The 18,140-nt window shown below is 41.3% G+C and carries 9 protein-coding genes; 7 read left to right on the forward strand and 2 right to left on the reverse strand.

Features of this window, described 5'->3' with window-relative positions:
• Window positions 1–15: 15 nt before the first annotated feature.
• A complete protein-coding gene (locus QZ407_RS14545) occupies window positions 16–1,413 on the forward strand; it encodes a M20/M25/M40 family metallo-hydrolase (RefSeq protein ID WP_295772329.1) in 1,398 nt (465 codons plus the stop codon).
• 70 nt (window positions 1,414–1,483) lie between these two features.
• Here QZ407_RS14545 and QZ407_RS14550 read toward each other — a convergent pair whose 3' ends face one another.
• Together QZ407_RS14550 and QZ407_RS14555 are read right to left on the reverse strand one after the other, a co-directional pair.
• Window positions 1,484–3,304, reverse strand: a complete 1,821-nt coding sequence (locus tag QZ407_RS14550; protein ID WP_295772331.1) for a glycoside hydrolase family 15 protein — start codon at window positions 3,302–3,304, stop codon at window positions 1,484–1,486.
• Between the two features lie 121 nt (window positions 3,305–3,425).
• Window positions 3,426–4,766 carry a putative sensor domain DACNV-containing protein gene (locus QZ407_RS14555; RefSeq protein WP_295772333.1) on the reverse strand — a complete coding sequence of 447 codons (1,341 nt, stop codon included), beginning with the start codon at window positions 4,764–4,766 and terminating at the stop codon, window positions 3,426–3,428.
• A gap of 460 nt (window positions 4,767–5,226) precedes the next feature.
• Here QZ407_RS14555 and QZ407_RS14560 point away from each other — a divergent pair, with 460 nt between their 5' ends.
• The 6 genes from QZ407_RS14560 to QZ407_RS14585 all read left to right on the forward strand — a co-directional run bounded on the left by QZ407_RS14560 (window position 5,227) and on the right by QZ407_RS14585 (window position 17,348).
• The gene (locus QZ407_RS14560) at window positions 5,227–8,394 is read left to right on the forward strand and encodes a TonB-dependent receptor (protein WP_295772335.1); all 3,168 of its coding nucleotides are present in this window, start codon (window positions 5,227–5,229) and stop codon (window positions 8,392–8,394) included.
• Window positions 8,395–8,408: 14 nt separating this feature from the next.
• Window positions 8,409–9,944, forward strand: coding sequence for a RagB/SusD family nutrient uptake outer membrane protein (locus QZ407_RS14565; protein WP_295772337.1), 1,536 nt, complete (start codon window positions 8,409–8,411; stop codon window positions 9,942–9,944).
• Between the two features lie 83 nt (window positions 9,945–10,027).
• On the forward strand, window positions 10,028–11,116 hold the full coding sequence (locus tag QZ407_RS14570; protein WP_295772339.1) for a glycoside hydrolase family 43 protein: 1,089 nt from the start codon (window positions 10,028–10,030) through the stop codon (window positions 11,114–11,116).
• A 1-nt stretch (window position 11,117) separates the two neighbouring features.
• Complete coding sequence (locus QZ407_RS14575; protein ID WP_295772341.1) at window positions 11,118–12,167, forward strand: glycoside hydrolase family 43 protein; 1,050 nt, start codon at window positions 11,118–11,120, stop codon at window positions 12,165–12,167.
• 36 nt (window positions 12,168–12,203) lie between these two features.
• Window positions 12,204–13,280, forward strand: a complete 1,077-nt coding sequence (locus tag QZ407_RS14580; protein WP_295772342.1) for a cellulase family glycosylhydrolase — start codon at window positions 12,204–12,206, stop codon at window positions 13,278–13,280.
• A 42-nt stretch (window positions 13,281–13,322) separates the two neighbouring features.
• Window positions 13,323–17,348: a two-component regulator propeller domain-containing protein gene (locus QZ407_RS14585; protein ID WP_295772345.1), complete on the forward strand. Its 4,026-nt coding sequence runs from the start codon at window positions 13,323–13,325 to the stop codon at window positions 17,346–17,348.
• Window positions 17,349–18,140: the final 792 nt, after the last annotated feature.

Below are 18,140 nucleotides of genomic sequence, written 5' to 3' on the forward strand. Positions count from 1 at the left end.
TTATCTAACACTACAATGAAATTCAAAATTGCCGTACTGGTTGCGTTGGCTATGTCAGGCCTGTACTTACCTGCTGTTGCTCAAAGTACCGATTCCGTTATGCTGCGTAAAATTTTTGATGAAGCCCTGGTAAACGGTAAGTGCTATGAAAATCTACGCTATCTATGCAAAAGGATAGGTCCGCGTTTAAGTGGTTCAGCAGGTGCGGCAAAGTCAGTGCAATGGAGTAAAACGTTAATGGAGAGTTACGGCTTTGATAAGGTTTACCTGCAGGAAGTAATGGTTCCGCATTGGGAACGCGGGCAAAAGGAACAAGGCTTTATAGTTGCCGGAAATAAGCGTGTGCCTGTTGCCTTGGCTGCTTTGGGCATGTCAGTTAGTACCCCTGCAACAGGTATAACCGCCCCGGTAGTAGAGCTGCAAAGTTTAAAGGAACTTGAAGCGTTGGGTGCAGAAAAGATTAAAGGTAAGATTGTGTTTTTTAACCGCCCGTTTGACAGTAGATTTATCGAGACAGGTAGCGCATATGGTACAGCAGGCGATCAGCGTAATGCCGGCCCTGGTATGGCAGCAAAGTATGGTGCTGTTGCAGTCATAGTGCGCTCGCTAACGGCCGCAATTGATGATTTTCCTCATACGGGAGGGACCAATTACGGTAGCAATCCTAAAATACCGGCAGCTGCAATTTCAACTATTGCCGCAAATAAACTAAGTGCAATGCTGAAGCAAAGTAACGGGCAGCCCGTAAAGTTCTTCCTAAAAACAAATTGCCGTACTTTGCCCGATGTGCTTTCTTACAATGTAATTGGGGAAATAAAAGGGTCAGACAACGGCAACAAGTATATAACCGTTGGCGGGCATCTTGATTCATGGGACCTTGCTGAGGGTGCGCATGATGACGGGACTGGGGTAATGCAATCGGCCGAGGTGTTGCGTGTATTTAAAGCAATAGGATATAAGCCCAAAAATAACATAAGAGCTGTTTTTTTTATGAATGAAGAAAATGGCCATAAGGGCGGTATTAAGTATGCTGAGCAAGCTAAGGCTGATAAGGAGGAACACATTGCTGCCATTGAAACAGACGAAGGTGGATTTACACCACGTGGTTTTAGCTTTGAACGCGCTACTCCAGCATTTTTAACCAACATTAACAAGCAATGGAAAAAGCTCCTTGAGCCGTATGAAACCGACCGTTTGGTAGCCGGTGGAGGAGGTACCGATATTGGCCCTTTAAAGGAAACACATCCTGGCATACAACTTATCGGTTTCCGGCCCGATTCGCAGCGTTATTTTGATATTCATCACACCCCAAATGATGTATTTGAAAATGTTAACAAGCGTGAATTGGAACTTGGTGCAGCCTCAATAGCATCGCTGGTTTACTTGATAGATCAGCATGGATTGAGTTTTTAGACATTATAATGAAAAAGCCTGATTGTAATGCAATCAGGCTTCTTCATTTATTACGGTTGTCATCAATAGATCAAAGCCGTTCCAATTGTTTATTTAATTCCAGTGCGGCGCTGATAAGCGATAAGTGAGTGAATGCTTGCGGAAAATTACCAAGCAACTCACCTTTGCTGCTCAACTCTTCGCTAAATAAGCCTAAGTGGTTAGCGTACCCTATCATTTTTTCAAAGTTTTCAACCGCCTCCTCAATACGGCCACTTTTGGCCAGTGCTTCAATATACCAGAACGAACACATATTAAATGTTCCCTCTTCTCCTTCCAGTCCGTCAATTTTTTCAACGTTATTGCGGTACCTGTAAATAAGTACATCTAATTTCAGTTGCTTTTCAATAGCTGTCATGGTGGCAAGCCATCTGGGTTCAAGTGGAGCAATGTAATGAGTAAGCGGCATTAGCAGTACACTTGCGTCAACATGCTTGCTTTCTTTATGTTGTACCCAGGCCTGTACCTCGTCATTCCAAAAGTTATGATAGATGTCTTTGTAAATTTCGTCGCGTACCTGTTGCCATTCAGCCTGCGGATAAGGAAACGATCTGTCATCGGCAATTTTAATAGCGCGGTCGATAGCCACCCAGCACATTAACCGTGAGTGCAAGAACTCGCGTTTCTCACCCCTTATCTCCCATATACCATGGTCGGGCAGTTTCCAATCGCGTATTACGCATGAAATTTGCTTTTCAATCAGTGTCCAAAATTCATAAGTTATGGGCTTGTGAAGTTTATTGTATATATAAATGGTATCAATCAACTCACCATAAATATCAGTTTGAAGCTGATTGGCCGCTGCATTGCCAATACGTACAGGTTTCGATTTCTTGTATCCCTCTAAATGGTCAAGCTCTTTTTCCTCGCCGTCCTTTTTCCCATCTATTTCGTATAGCAAGTTTAAGTCTGTATCGCGGCACAAGCTGCTTATCCACTCCATAAACTGGGTAGCTTCATCATAAAAGCCCAAAGCTAAGAATGCATACATGGTAAAGGCGGCGTCTCTTATCCAGGTAAAGCGATAATCCCAGTTACGGTTGCCGCCAAGTGTTTCAGGAATACCAAACGTTGGCGCCGCTACTACCGAACCAAACTCAATTGAGGTCATGAGTTTAAGCGTTATGGCCGACCGGAAAATAAGCTCGGCGTAACGTCCTTTATAATTACATTTACTTAACCACTTGCGCCATCCGTTAACCGTTTTGTGGTAACTGCCGGCAACATAGTCTTTAACGTGCGCGGTTTTACGGGTCTCCTGCAGGTTAGTATCTGCCGCCTCTAAAACCACATGAGCCATTTGCAGCTCATCCAGTGTAAATTCTGCATATCCATCATTGCCCTTAAGTTCAAGATTAACGTCGGCCATAAGCCTAAGCTCAACATGACCATTGTTCACCGGCGTAAAAACAATCTCATTATCATGCAGTGTGCTGGTATGCTCTGCCGCCGCATAATTAAACCGTGGCACGCAATGCATTTTAAAAGTAATTTTACCCCTTATAGCTTTAATTTTGCGCACTATGGCTGCGGGTGGCTGCTCATCGTGCGGGGTTAATGGCATGTAATCAGTTATTTCAGCTATGCCATCTTCTGAAAAAAAGCGGGTTATTAAAACCGCAGTTCCGGGTAAATACAATTGCTTGGTTTGTAATTCAGCCATTTGCGGCTCGATTGAAAAGTAGCCGCCGCGGTTAGCATCAAGCAATGCGGTGAAAACTGTAGGCGAGTCGAACCGTGGGAACGACATAAAATCAATTGACCCCGACATGGATACCAGGGCAACTGTACGAAGATTACCAATTATACCGTAGTTGGCGATGGGCAAGTAAGGACGGTGCTGATGTTGCATATTCAGCTTCACAACAAATGATTACCTGCTAAGTTTTATAACCGTTTGCCTGCTAAACATCCGGCCAACAAATGGAGAAGTATCATTACAGGAAATAAGGATGCTGCTGAAAAAAACTTGATCACACGTTAGGCGCCGTGCGCTTCAATTTGCGGCTCTTAATAAATTGCTGGGTCTTGATGTTTTCCCACATAATAAGCTTTTCTTCAATGCGGTAAAAAGCCCGGATGTCACCGTCCTGTGATATAACCAGGCCCAAGCTTCCGGGATGATTCCAGCAGTAGGCAATCATAGAGCGGTGCCTTGTGCCAAAGTGATTAGGATCGGTTGTTACAAGAGACTTGGGTGTTGCTGTAGCTGTAGGCGAAACAAATATCTTTTTTGGCGTTTTGCGAGCCTTCAAAACGCCGCCAAAACCTTGCGAAATCATATCAGGGGCAAACAATAATACGCCATCTACACAGGTGTGTGAGGCTAAAAAGGATATACACCCTTTGATTTCATCAGTAATACCCTGCTTAGCCATTAATGATCTTGATTCTTCAATATACCAGTCTTTCGACATCATCTTTTTTCCGCTGGCAATGTGATTCTCAATTAATGTTTCGGCTACATAATTATTGATGGTTTCTTTTGCATAATTACTTACAGCCAATTTAAGCCTGTCGTATGTAATCAGATATTTTACGTCAACATCAGCAAGCGTGTCTGATATAAGTATGGCACCCCCATGATGATACTTTTGTATACGAAGTAACAGCCTTGACAGTGTTTGTATCCAAAGACTGTCAACAAACGTTTCCCAATCATCATAGGCTTCACCCGGATGTTGCTCTGCCAAAAACAGTTTTATATCGGCTTTAAGGCTTGTTGCGTTGGCCTTCAATATTTTTGATATAGGACCTATGGTAAACACATCAAGGTAGCGTGGAATAAGGATGTTTTGCTTCAAAGTGGCCAGCAGCTCATAATCAAATAAAACATCAAGCGTGCCTATATCGCTAACCGATACCTGGAACAAGCCCGGCTGTTCCGACCCCGATTCTGACTCGTAGTTTAGAAAGCTTTGATAATGTAAAGCCTGGTCAATTAATCCCCATATAAATAATTTGCCATTGGCATCATAGTAAACGGCCAGTGACGTACTTGATGGATCGGAGGCTTTAGAAAGTTTTACAAGTCCTTTTATGGTGAATTCAATCGGGCTTTCAAAGCTGATGCTACTCCAGCGTTCGGGCACAATTTTTCGGGGTGGCTTTGGGTCGGGGTTTTGCGGATCAATAAGCGTAACAGTAACCTTAACCAGGTCGCTTTCTTCGGTACGCATGCTGGCAAAAAATACGCATTCAAACAAATTCTCCAAAACTGTTAACGGCGGTATAGGCAATGTAAGTTTGCTATGTTCCAGTTTCTCCAGAACATGCAAAGCCAGATCTTTAGGTTTGGCATTGTTTAAAGCCATTATTACTTGCCGTTAAATTTAAAAAGATGCGCTTCAAGCAAATGCCATTAGGTTAAAAAGCAATGCTCATTTTATATCAACAGCAAAGTGATTATAATGTTGAGTAGACAATATTAAATGTAAATTATCGGTGCAGAAAGCAGCCTTTTTTGTATTGCTATAAAAATTAAAGTGATTAGAGGGTGATTTATCAAAAGTGCTTTAATGTGCTCTTAAAAGCACTTTTTACTGCGTTGTAAAAATTGATGTCAACATTTTTTATAGTATTTGAATCAAATTTTATACCGCCAATTAGGTTAAACAGCTAACATTGCTGAGACAAATCTCCCAAAGATTTGGCCACTAACCAATAAACTATTCTTAAAAAAAAATGACGAAAAGGTAAACACCAACGCTGGAGTTAACGCCTGCGCGTACAGTACTTTGATCAATTAAATAAATACCAAAACCAAATGTAATTATGAGAAGAAGAAATTTACTTCACTTACTTCGTGATTATCGGGCAGACAACCTGAAAAAAGCAATAGTGGTACCGCTTGCATTAGCGGCCATGCTATCGCCGGGTTATGCAGCTGTTAAAGATAATCACCCCCTGAATAATGAAGCCCATCGTGCCGACATTCAGGTAACCGGAACTGTAAGAGATGCTTCGGGAGAAGTTTTGCCTGGCGTATCTGTTAGTGTAAAAGGTGGTGGCAAGTCTACCATCACCGATGCTAACGGAAAGTACAGCATATTGGCGCCCGAAAATTCTACGCTGGTGTTCACCTATATTGGTTTCACAAGCCAGGAGATGGTTGTAGGCAGCAACCCTGTAGTTAATATAACATTGCAAGCATCAAACAGCTCTTTGGATGATGTTGTTGTTATTGGTTACCAATCGGTAAGAAGAAGAGACCTTACCGGGGCAGCAGGTTCAGTAAATACCGCAAACACACAAAAGCTGATTTCACGCTCACTACCCGAAACATTGCAGGGTCAGGTACCAGGTGTATCGGTTAGAACCGGTGGTGCACCCGGACAGGAAGCCGTTGTAAACATCCGGGGTTTAGGGACTTTGGGTAATGCCAACCCGCTTTACGTGATTGATGGTATGATTGGCGATCCTAATACAACCATAAACCCCAATGATATTGAGGATGTACAAATACTTAAAGATGCATCGGCAGCAGCAATTTACGGCTCACGAGCGGGTAATGGAGTTATTTTAATAACTACTAAAAAAGGTAAAGAAGGACCGGCCAAAATCAGTGTAACCGCTCGTTACAGTATTTCGAAGGTGCCAAAAACTTACGATATGATGAATGCTGCAGAGTATGCAGCTACAAATACAAGGGCTTACCAGGCATCGGGTACAGCCATACAGCCAGGTGTGGCTAATTACAATGGCCGGGTAAATACCGATTGGGTGGATGAAACGTTACGTACCGGGTATGTACAGGATTACAATGCCAATATCTCAGGCGGTGGAAACGGATCAAAGTACTTAATATCGGCCGGATATTTCAAAGATAAAGGTGTACTTATTGCCCGCGAGTTTGAACGAGCTTCATTCAGGGTAAATACCGAGACAACCAAGGGGCGTTTTAAATTTGGCGAAAACATTGCGTTGTCTTCTTCAATATCTCGTTCACCTTTCCAAGGTGGTGCGTTTGCAGGTAACCCTTGGTATGATATGTTTAGCAGTGTGCCACTTATACCTGTAAGAGACGATGCTTTAATAAGTGCCAATAACCCTGGCGGTTGGGGCTACGGTTCAAATGCTAACATTAATACATTTTCACGCAACTCTGTTGCTGTAGCAAATATTACATCTTCCAAATCGAATTTTGCCAAGATATTAGGTAATGCTTATATGGATTTCAAGATTATTGAAGGCTTAACTTATAAATTTAACGTAGGTTTAGAATCCAGCTTTGATAAAAATAAGTCAATCCGTAAAGAAGGATCGTGGTACCAAAACCAATCTCCTGACTTTAGCCAGTTGAGCGACAACCGTTCACAGTATCTAAGTTATCTTTTCGAACACACTTTAAACTTCAATTATAATTTCAGTAAGCACAGTATAAACGGTGTTGTTGGTTACACGCAACAAACAACACAAACGGATAATACGTTTGGGTCTGCCATCAATATGACACAGTTTAATGGTGAATATTTCACAACATTAAGCTCTGCAGCAGGAGCTGGTCGTAACTCATCAGGACTTTTAACAAGAAATTTATTAGACTCTTACTTAGGACGTTTAAATTATACTTACTCAGATAAATACCTTCTTTCATTGACCTTCAGAGCTGATAAAGACTCTCGGTTTTCGCCTAAAAACAAAACAGGTTATTTTCCATCAGCGGCACTTGCCTGGAGACTGTCTAAAGAGGACTTTTTCAAAGTCGACTGGATTTCTGATTTAAAAATAAGAGGTTCTTACGGCGTTTTAGGTATAAATACTCTTAACGCCTATGATATATATGCAGCGTTAAATCAAGCTCCAGATGCAGTATTCGGATCAAATCAGGTAACGTATCCAGGAGCAATCCAAGCTAAACTAGCGGCAGACGATTTACGTTGGGAATCTAAAAAGACAATCAACTTAGGTTTCGATGCCGCGATGTTTAACAACGAGTTAATCGTGAACTTCGATATATTCCGATCAACCTCAAAAGACGTATTACTCAGACCACCTTTAGGGTATTATTTAGGAAATTTGATAGACAATCCATATGCAAATATTGGTTCTATACGTAATCAGGGTGTGGAATTAAATCTGACTTATCGTCCAAAGGCTTCAGGCGATTTCCGTTGGGATGTTTCCGGAAACATTAGTGTAATAAGAAACAAAGTGTTATCACTCGGTAATTTAGGTATTGATACCGAAACAGGGCAACCTAAAAATTACTTGCAATCAGGAAATACAAGAACACAAGTTGGCCGTTCGATTGGTGAGTACTATGTATTGAAAACAGATGGTTTATTTCAAAATCAGGCAGAGATTGACGCACATCGTGCACAAAGCGCATATGCCAAACCGGGAGATATACGTTACGTAAATGTTGTGAACGGTGGAACCAATGATGATATTAACGACAAGGATAGGGTTTTTGCCGGATCTCCTTTTCCTAAATTCACATCAGGACTCCAATTCAATTCAAGCTACAAAAGCTTCACCTTCTCTTTACAGCTTTATGGCGCATTTGGTCAAAAACTGTACAATGATGTAATCAGAGATTTGGATAGCTATGGTAATTCAAACTACCGCAGAGCAATTAACCCTTGGACACCAACCAATACCAACACCAGTTATCCAAGATTAGGTTACCAGTTTGCCGCTAATGATCGTGGAATAAACGAAAATGCACGTGGTAATTCAGACCGTTGGGTAGAAGATGGATCGTTCCTGAGATTACGCAACCTTGAGCTTGGTTATAATCTTCCATCTAAATGGCTCACTAAGGCCGGTATAACCAATGCCAGGTTATATGTGAGCGGTCAAAACATTTTCACCATTACTAAGTACAAAGGTCTTGATCCTGACGTGGTAGGCGCAAATGCCAATCTTGAACCTGGTGTAGATAATGGAAATTATCCGTCTTCAAGAATTGTTTCATTCGGCTTTAGTGTTGGATTCTAAATAATTAAAAGAACATGAAAAAATATATAATCCTATTCACATCAGCATTGATTGTATTATCAGGATGCAAAAGAGATTTTAACGAACCTAACCCTAATGCCCTTACAATTGCAAATTTTTGGAAATCAAGTTCAGATGCGACAAAGGGAATTAATGCCGTATATAGTACATTTTACCGTACGGCAAGCTTATACTCGCGGTGGTTATTTTACCACGGTATATTAAAATCAGATGAAGGTTTTGGCTCTGGAGGCGACGGGGGGCTTAATAACCTCATGCGATTTAACCAAACAAATTATAATGATGGGCTTACTGCTCAAACATGGGCCAATTTATACGTAGGCGTATTCCGTGCAAACCAGGTCATTGCTAACGTACCGGGGATTACCATGGACGAGTCGACCAAAAAGCGAATTATTGCTGAAGCAAAGTTTTTGAGAGCGTTGTTTTATTTCAATCTTACGCTCTATTATGGTCGCCCGCCACTTATGTTACAACCATCACAACCTACTGACGCCCCACCTAATGCGACTACAGAACAAGCCTATGCACAGGTGGCAAAGGATTTAACAGAGGCGGCCGTTGATTTGCCGGTAAGCTATCCGGCATCAGATTTAGGAAGAGCAACAAGAGGTGCTGCCTATGCATTGTTGGGTAAAACATACTTGCAGCAACGCAAATATCAGGATGCGTTAAACGCGTTTGCTTACCTGGTAACCGGTGCTGGTAACGGAACATACTCTTTAACCGCCGACTACCGCGACAACTTCATTATATCAAGAGAAAACAACAGCGAGTCGGTATTTGAAATTCAATTTAGTGAAAATCAGTCAGAAAGTACTGATGATGATGTGGATGAATCAAGGATCAATAACACCGGTACGTCTATCTCTCAATTCTTTGCTCCTCCGGGTGTAGGTTTCTCTGATGGTGCTGCACGCCGTTGGGTTGTTGACGAGTTTTTGCAGGAGAGAACCACAACTAATGCACAAGACCCTCGTTTGGCTGCATCGTTTATTTTCAATAATGCTAACCCGGCTGGTCCAACAGCAACTATTGTATACGGTCAAACCTTCCAAAGCCGTTATGGTAATGGTCCTGATGCCAACGGGGTTTGGTTCCGCAAATTACTTAACGACCACTGGAAAAATCAAGAAGGTTTCCGTTCGCCAAACAACTATCGCTTAATACGTTACGCCGATGTATTGTTAATGTATGCCGAGTGTTTAAACGGCCTGAATAGAACAGGTGAGGCTTACCCTTACGTTGACCGTGTTAGACAGCGTGCCGGGTTGGCGCCGCTTTCAACAGCTAAGCCTGGTTTAAATCAGGCACAGTTTTTAACCCAGCTTAAGCATGAGCGTGTTACCGAACTTGCAGGTGAAGGATGGCGTTGGGCAGACTTGCTACGCTGGGGCGATTTAAGTCCGGCACTTGCAAGCAGGGATGCTGAATTTACCGGATTCATTGTTGGCAAACATGAGTACTACCCGATACCTCAATTAGATATCGACTTAAACTCAAACCTTACACAAAATCCAAAATATTAAGCTAATCGGCAATCGTCTTTCCTGCAAGTCAGGAAAGGCGATTGTTAATTGGGTCGGTAATTATATATTAAAATCCATGACCTATGAATAAATACCAAATAAGAAATCGTTTCAAGCTGGCTTCAATTTTATTGGCAGCAGTGATTTCTGTCAATCTATCATGTGGGAAGTCAGATAAGCCAATTAATATTGAGCCTATTGACCCTGCAACAGAAGCTAGCACCTTTTCTAACCCTTTAATGAATGGTGCAGATCCATCAGTATTTCAAAAAGATGGCGTTTATTACTACACGCAAACTAATGGAAGCTCTATTAATTTGTGGAGCACCACCTCTATGTCAAAGTTAAATACGGCTATTCCTAAAACCGTGTTTACACCAACGGCAGGTGCAGCTAATTCACGAAATGTATGGGCCCCGGAGCTATTCTATTTTGATGGCAAGTGGTATATATATTATACCGCAGGTGACGGTAATGATGTTAAACAACGCACCTGGGTTTTAGAAAACAGCAGTGCCGATCCAACCACAGGAACCTGGGTTGATAAAGGCCGCTTATTTACAGCAGACACCGATTTTTGGGCTATAGACGGCTCGGTGTTGGAACTGAACGGAACCCGCTACTTTATGTGGTGTGGCCGTCCCGATGTAACCAACCAAAACTTAACACAGAACATTTACATTGCCAAAATGGCTAACCCTTATACCTTAACAGGAACAGCTACCAAGCTAACTGAGCCTGAATTTGGATGGGAGAAAAATGGTTTTGGTGTAAATGAAGGCCCGCAGGCATTAATATCGCCTGATAATAAAGTGTTTTTGGTTTACTCAGCCAGTTATTGCGGTACTGATGATTATGCTTTAGGTCAGTTGAGTTTAAAAGCCGGCGGTAACCCATTGGTAAAAGCCGACTGGACAAAATCAACTCAACCGGTGTTCAGCAAATTGCCTCAAAGCAATGCTTATGGTCCTGGCCATAACTCATTCTTTAAATCACCTGATGGAAAAGAGTATTGGCTTATTTACCATGCTAATTCGGCTACTAACCAGGGATGTGCCGACCGCAGGAACATCAGAATGCAAAAGTTCACTTTCAAAGCAGATGGCAGCCCCGACTTTGGTCAGCCGGTTGCAACTGGCTTGAAAATTAATAGTCCATCTGGCGAAAAATAGTATGGAGAGAAAAAGCATTCAGTTAAAACTCAAACTGGTTTTTGTGATCATGTTCATTGCAAAAATGAGCATGGCCCAAACGTTCACCAATCCGTTGCTGCCATCAGGGGCCGACCCATGGAGTATTTACAAGGATGGCTACTATTACTATACACATACCGCTCAAAACCGGATTGTAATTTGGAAGACCAAGAATTTAGCTGATTTGAAAACAGCTGAGCGTAAAACCGTTTTTACGCCTCCGCCCAATACAGCTTACTCTAAAGACTTATGGGCTCCCGAAATTCACTTTATCAACGGAAAGTGGTACGTGTATTTCGCGGCCGATGACGGCAACAATAATAATCACCGCATGTATGTGTTGGAAAACGCATCTGCCGATCCGCTTAAAGGCACATGGACCTTTAAAGGCAAAGTTGGCGACGCAACCAATAAGTGGGCAATAGACGGCTCGGTTTTCACTTACAAAAAGCAACTGTACATGATTTGGGCAGGCTGGGAAGGTGATGTAAACCAAAAGCAGGAAATATTCATTGCTAAAATGAAAAACCCATGGACTATTGACGGAAAGAGATATAAGATATCAAGTCCGCAGTTTGAGTGGGAAAAGCATGGCGACTTAAACGATCCCAACAATCCGCCGCATGTAGATGTGAATGAAGGGCCACAAATATTGATGAATAAAGATAAGGTATTCCTCATTTATTCAGCCAGCGGCTGCTGGACAGATTTTTATGCCCTAGGAATGCTTACTCTTAAAGGTAAAAACCTGCTTAGCGCTCAATCTTGGGTAAAAAGCACACAGCCGGTGTTTAAGCAATCACCCGAAAACGGAGTTTACGCACCCGGGCACAACTCATTCTTCAAATCTCCGGATGGAAAGGAAGACTGGATTTTATACCACGCTAATCCGGAGCCGGGACAGGGTTGCGGCGGTAACCGCTCGCCAAGGGCACAAAAGTTTACCTGGAATGCAGATGGATCTCCAAACTTTGGTGCTCCTTTAAAAGCAGGTGTTGAAATGCCTATTCCGTCACAAAAAAATAAATAGTAAATGCAGGGCTTGGCCTTGCTAATAATTTGAACTATGAAAAAATACGTTAGTTTTTTACTGCTACTCATACTGTGTACAACTGCCGCTTTGCATGCGCAGGAGGCCACTCCGATAGTTGGTAAAGTTTGGTCAATTGAAAAGGCAAACGCCTGGTACAAGCAGTACAAGTGGATTAACGGTGCTGACTTTTTACCCAGTACTGCAATTAATCAATTGGAAATGTGGCAGGCAGATACCTTTGATGCCGCAACCATTGATAAGGAATTAGGCTGGGCAGCCGGTATTGGTTTTAACACTGTAAGGGTTTATTTGCACAGCCTGGCCTGGAAACAAGATCCGGCCGGATTTAAAAATAGAATGGACCGGTACTTGGGTATTGCCAACCGTCATCACATCAAAACCATATTTGTGTTTTTTGATGATTGCTGGAATAAGCAGGCCAAAATTGGAAAGCAACCTGCACCGAAGCCTGGCATACACAACTCAGGCTGGGTACAAGATCCGGGTGATCCAAACTCAAAACAGCCGGCCAACTTTCCAGCATTAGAGAAATATGTAAAAGATGTAATGACGCGCTTCAAGGCCGATAAACGCATCTTGTTATGGGATTTATATAATGAACCTGGAAATTCAGGTAAGTTAACTACATCATATCCTCTATTAAAAAGCGTTTTCACTTGGGCAAGAGCCGTTAATCCGCAGCAACCAATTAGCGCAGGGCTTTGGGCCTGGGATTACGATAAGCTAAATGCTTTTCAAGCTTTGAACTCTGATGTTATCACTTATCATGACTATGAAGAACCACAATGGCATCAGCGTGTAATTGGCATGTTGCGTTCACATGGCAGGCCAATGATTTGTACCGAATATATGGCCCGCACACGTGGAAGCCGTTTTGAGAATATTATGCCAATGCTTAAAAAGGAAAACATTGGTGCTATAAACTGGGGTTTGGTTGATGGTAAATCAAACACCAAGTATGCCTGGGATACCCCGCTTCCAAGTGGAGAGGAGCCTAAAGAGTGGTTTCATGAGGTATTTAGAAAAGATGGTACTCCTTACAAAAAAGAAGAGGTAGAAGTAATAAAAAAACTCAATAACATTAAATAGCATAAGCAATAGGTATTTAGCTATATTGTGAAACCTATTTGTATGATAAAGATTGAAAAACCAAGCAGGGCCCTGGCCCTGCTGCTTTTTTTTAGCCTTTTTTTTCAGCAGCTTGCTGCACAAAAAATATTTTTCCGGCATTATACCGTATCTGATGGTTTATGTGCTAATACCATATGGGATATTCAGCAGGACGATCAGGGCTATATGTGGTTTGGAACCAAGTATGGGCTAAGCAGGTTTGATGGCTACACCTTTAAATGCTTCCAATACCAAAAAGGAATTCCCGGTACGTTAGGCAATAGCTTTATACGCAAAATTTTTAAGTACGATGCCAAAACCTTTTGGATAGGTACTGATGAGGGCATTTTCATTTTTGATTTACAGACAGAAAAGTTTACTCACTTTACTGCACTTCGTAACTATTTCATAAATGATCTTATCCGTTCAAAAAACGGTGACATCTGGATTGCAACTAAAGAACGCGGCGTTTTCTGTTATACGCCATCAACCCAAAAACTAACTCATCTTACTACCGCTTCAGCACAACGTCTTTCCTCAAATGAGGTACCCAAGCTTTTGCAGGATGATGACGGGCAGATATGGATTGGAACTTACGGTAAGGGTATAGACATTTTAAACCCTAAAACCAAGCATATCAGGCATTATAGCACCGGTACCACCCCAAAACTTTCCAGTAATGTTATCCTGGATATGTATAAAGATGCAAAGGGTGATGTTTGGATAGGTACTATGGCTGGTGGCTTAAATCATTGGAACAAGCAAACTAATCAAATTACCATCTATCAAAAATCTGCAGGTAATTCCATCAGCGATAATATTGTACGCTCGGTTTATGAACCTAAACCCGGCCTTATTTTTTTAGGAACTGAAAAGGGCTTAAACGTATTTGACAAGAACGCTAACCGCTTTTCTGTGTATCAAAATAAAAACAATGATCCTTTTAGTATAAATGACGATGCCGTTTATAAAGTTTTCAAAGATAAAGAAGGTGGCATATGGGTTGGAACTTATTTTGGAGGACTAAATTATTATCATGAAAGTGGTTCGGGCTTCGAGTTCTATTACCCATCCGGAGTAAAAAACTCACTTTCGGGCAACGCGGTTAGTGCTTTTTTAGAAAACCGTCCGGGAGAGCTTTGGGTAGGTACCGAAGATGGCGGCCTTAATCTTTTTAACACCCGTGATAAATCTTTCAAACGGTTCCCTTTTTTACTAGGTCAGGATAGTTTATCCTATCATAACATACACGCATTGTATAAAGACCGATCAGGCAATGTATGGATTGGTATGTACACGGGAGGGCTTAATATATTGAATCCTGTAACAGGAAAAATTAAACGCTATAAAAACGATGCAGCCGATCCTAACAGCTTAAGCGATAATAGTGTATACTCTATTGATGAAGACAGGCAGGGACGTATATGGGTATCAACCATAGCGGGCTTAAATTGCTACGATCCTAAAAATGACAGGTTCATTCGTATAAGAGGCAAAAATCTTGACAAAAGCTGTATATACCAGGTTTACCAGGATGCTGATATGGTGCTTTGGATTGCTACCTACGATAACGGATTGATTAAGATGGAACCGGATGGTAGACTTACACAATATGCTTATTCCAAAAAAGGAGGTGCCATAAGTTCAAACAAAGTCATTTGTATGCTTGACGATGGTGAAGGCAACTTATGGTTGGGTACAGATGGTAGCGGCCTAAACGTGCTGAATAAAAAGACAGGAGTTTTCAAATCATATGAAGACGAGGATTGGATAAAAAGCGCCGTTGTTTATGGTATTGTGAAAGATAGGTTTGGCAAAATGTGGTTTTCAACCAACAATGGGCTTTTTGAGTACTACCTGCAATCTAAAACCAAAAGAGGCTTCGGTAAGTGGGACAATCTGCAAAGTCAGCAATATAATTACAAAGCCTACTACAAGGATGCATCGGGCAAGTTATACTTTGGCGGTATAAATGGATTTAATGCATTTTATCCTGATGCGGTACAAGGTGTTAGTTCAACACCTAAAGTATCGTTTACCAACTTTCAGCTTTTTAACAAAGACCTTGATTTTACTGACAAAAATAGTCCGCTTAAAAAGTCGGTTAGCTATACAAATGAGATAACGCTGCGGCACAATCAATCTGTATTGAGTATTGAATATGCGTGTTTGAGTTACGTAGCGCCTAACAAGCTGCAATATGCCTTTAAAATGGAAGGCTTTGATAAGGGATGGAATAGCGTTGGCAGTCAGCGTAAGGCAACCTATACCAACTTACCTGCTGGTGAGTACAACTTCCAGGTAAAGGTTACAGATGATGCAGGGGACGATTTGGGAAGCATTTCAAGCATTAAGGTGAAAATATTGCCGCCTTTTTATAAAACGTATACAGCATACTTAATATACTTGCTTGTGTTTGTGCTTGGGGCAATTTGGTTACGCCGTTACCTGGTTGAAAAGGCACGTAAGCAAAACGAGATAAAGCTTGAGCGGCTTAGGAACAAAAGTGAGCAGGATTTTTATAAGCAAAAGATAGACTTTTTCACCGCAATGGCTCATGAAATCAGAACGCCACTTGCACTGATTATTGCACCATTGGAAAGGCTTTTGTCGGGTAAGAAAAAAAGTGCTGAAAGCATGGAGCAATTGCACCTGATGGAGGAAAATGCTGACAGGTTGCTAACCCTTGTAAATCAATTGCTTGATTTCAGGCGTATTGAAAGTGATATTTTTGAGATACACCCCGAGCCGTTAGAGTTGGTATACCTGATTAACAGTCTGCATAATCGCTTTTCTCCAATTGCGGTAAAACGAGGGCTGGAGTTTAAAGTAAACACAGCGTTTCAAAAACTGGATGTAGTGGCAGATCCGGAAGCGATGATGAAGATATTGAGCAATTTATTGATCAATGCTTTTAAGTTTGCCCGCACCCAGCTTGCCATTAACGTTAACGCTATAAAAAAGGATGAGAATGGCAGGGAGATGTTTTCGATAAGTGTTGAGGACGATGGTATTGGTATTCCTGAAGACCAGCTCGATTCTATATTTAAAAAGTTTTTCAAGGTTTCAACAGAGGAGCATCAATATACCAATTTGGGAGGAACAGGCATTGGTTTGGCATTAGCAAAGTCACTGTGTGAGAAGCACGGCGGCCAGCTCATGGTAGAAAGTGAAGAAGGTGTAAAAACCATTTTTACTGTGCTTATTCCTTTTGAAGCAAATGCCGGCATTGTTGAAACAGAACCGGAAGAAACGCACGAACCGGACGGAAAACAGACGATATTAGTTGTTGAAGATGATCCATCATTGCTTGATTTCCTTTCTAAAAGCTTCCAGCAGGAAGGATATCATGTTATAAAGGCTAAACATGGTAAGGAAGCCTTAAAGCAATTGGATCAGCACACGGTTGACCTGGTGATTTCAGACGTAATGATGCCCTTGATGGACGGAACGGAGTTATGTAAGCTGATAAAAAATGACATTGATTACAGTCATTTACCTGTTGTGCTGCTTACCGCTAAAACCAATAGCGATGCTGAAATCGAAGGGTTGGAAAGCGGAGCAGATGCATACTTGTCAAAACCTTTTAAATGGAAGCAGCTGTCGCTTGTGATCAAGAATTTGTTGGATTTGCAGTCCAACTTAAAGCAGCGTTTTGCACAAAGCCCGCTGGAAGGAACGGAAATATTAATCAATAGTAATCGCGATCAAAAGTTTTTAGAAAAGATAACGCAAATTATTGAAGCCAAAATAGCTAACCCGCAGCTTTCAGTTGAGGATCTTGGCAGGGAAGTAGGTTTAAGCAGGTCAAGCCTTTACAAGAAAATTAAAGCCAAAACAGGCCATGTGCCAAACGAATTTGTGAGAATAATCAGGTTAAAAACCGCGGCAAAACTGTTATTGGAACAAGAACACACCATAGCTGAAATTGGCTATATGGTGGGTTTCAACTCGCCGTCATATTTCAGTAAATGCTTTTATACCCAATTTGAACTTACACCTAGCGAGTTTGTAGACAAGCATAAAAAGGATGCAAGTATTTCTTAAGAATGGTAGCGTTAAAACAAAAGCTTGGTTGCTAAAATTAAAAATTAGCTATGTCAACTTTAAAATACATCATTGTGCTTTTCATAATATCATTTATTGGTGGAACGCTCGCTTATCTTTTATATCCAATCTTCATCAATGACAAGTATAACATAAATAAATACTCATCGAATCTCGGCTTGGCTCTTCTTGCAACGCTAATCACCTATAGTACCTATTTAATAACCACTTCGTTTCTCAAACGTAAGCCTACATTAATGTTGGCTTTACTATGTTTAGTCGTTTCATCCGCAATTTGGATAATTCCGGCAAGTGCTACCTTTGGTTTTCAATTAAACGGAGCACTCCTATTTGTTGTGTCAATTGGCTTGACTAACGCAATAGCTCCCTATTTAGACACTTTTATTTGTAAGTTATTCAGCAATCATAATCGGCTTGCACAATAAGCATACATGATGTGTAATTTAAATAAATAAACTCAACCAATTTAGTTAGCGCTAATTTGCTATTTCAAAAAGTTTAGGAATTTAAATTTTATAGAAGGTCTTTGAATTTCAATTTTTGTGGCTTGCCTTGTAACCGAATAGCTCATCAATATCTTTAAAAGTAAACATAGGCAAGATAGTACTCAAGTAGCTGCATATAATTGCTTGTAATGCTGCTCTAACTTCGTATTAAGCGTATCCCATAATTGAGGCTACTTGTTGATAAAGTCGCTGTACTATAAGATTGTGCTAAGATTGCAGAGTTGCGAAAGTATATTAAACAAAAAACCCCTCAGAACTAATCTGA

Origin of the sequence: uncultured Mucilaginibacter sp., assembly GCF_913773635.1 — a bacterium.
Taxonomy (GTDB): Bacteria; Bacteroidota; Bacteroidia; order Sphingobacteriales; family Sphingobacteriaceae; genus Mucilaginibacter.

Bases quoted from the DNA above. Each gene is read 5' to 3' on its own strand.
- QZ407_RS14560 (WP_295772335.1), top strand. From the start codon at position 5,227: ATGAGAAGAAGAAATTTACTTCACTTACTTCGTGATTATCGGGCAGAC.
- QZ407_RS14570 (WP_295772339.1), top strand. From the start codon at position 10,028: ATGAATAAATACCAAATAAGAAATCGTTTCAAGCTGGCTTCAATTTTA.
- QZ407_RS14575 (WP_295772341.1), top strand. From the start codon at position 11,118: ATGGAGAGAAAAAGCATTCAGTTAAAACTCAAACTGGTTTTTGTGATC.
- QZ407_RS14580 (WP_295772342.1), top strand. From the start codon at position 12,204: ATGAAAAAATACGTTAGTTTTTTACTGCTACTCATACTGTGTACAACT.
- QZ407_RS14555 (WP_295772333.1), bottom strand. From the start codon at position 4,766: ATGGCTTTAAACAATGCCAAACCTAAAGATCTGGCTTTGCATGTTCTG.
- QZ407_RS14565 (WP_295772337.1), top strand. From the start codon at position 8,409: ATGAAAAAATATATAATCCTATTCACATCAGCATTGATTGTATTATCA.
- QZ407_RS14585 (WP_295772345.1), top strand. From the start codon at position 13,323: ATGATAAAGATTGAAAAACCAAGCAGGGCCCTGGCCCTGCTGCTTTTT.
- QZ407_RS14545 (WP_295772329.1), top strand. From the start codon at position 16: ATGAAATTCAAAATTGCCGTACTGGTTGCGTTGGCTATGTCAGGCCTG.
- QZ407_RS14550 (WP_295772331.1), bottom strand. From the start codon at position 3,304: ATGCAACATCAGCACCGTCCTTACTTGCCCATCGCCAACTACGGTATA.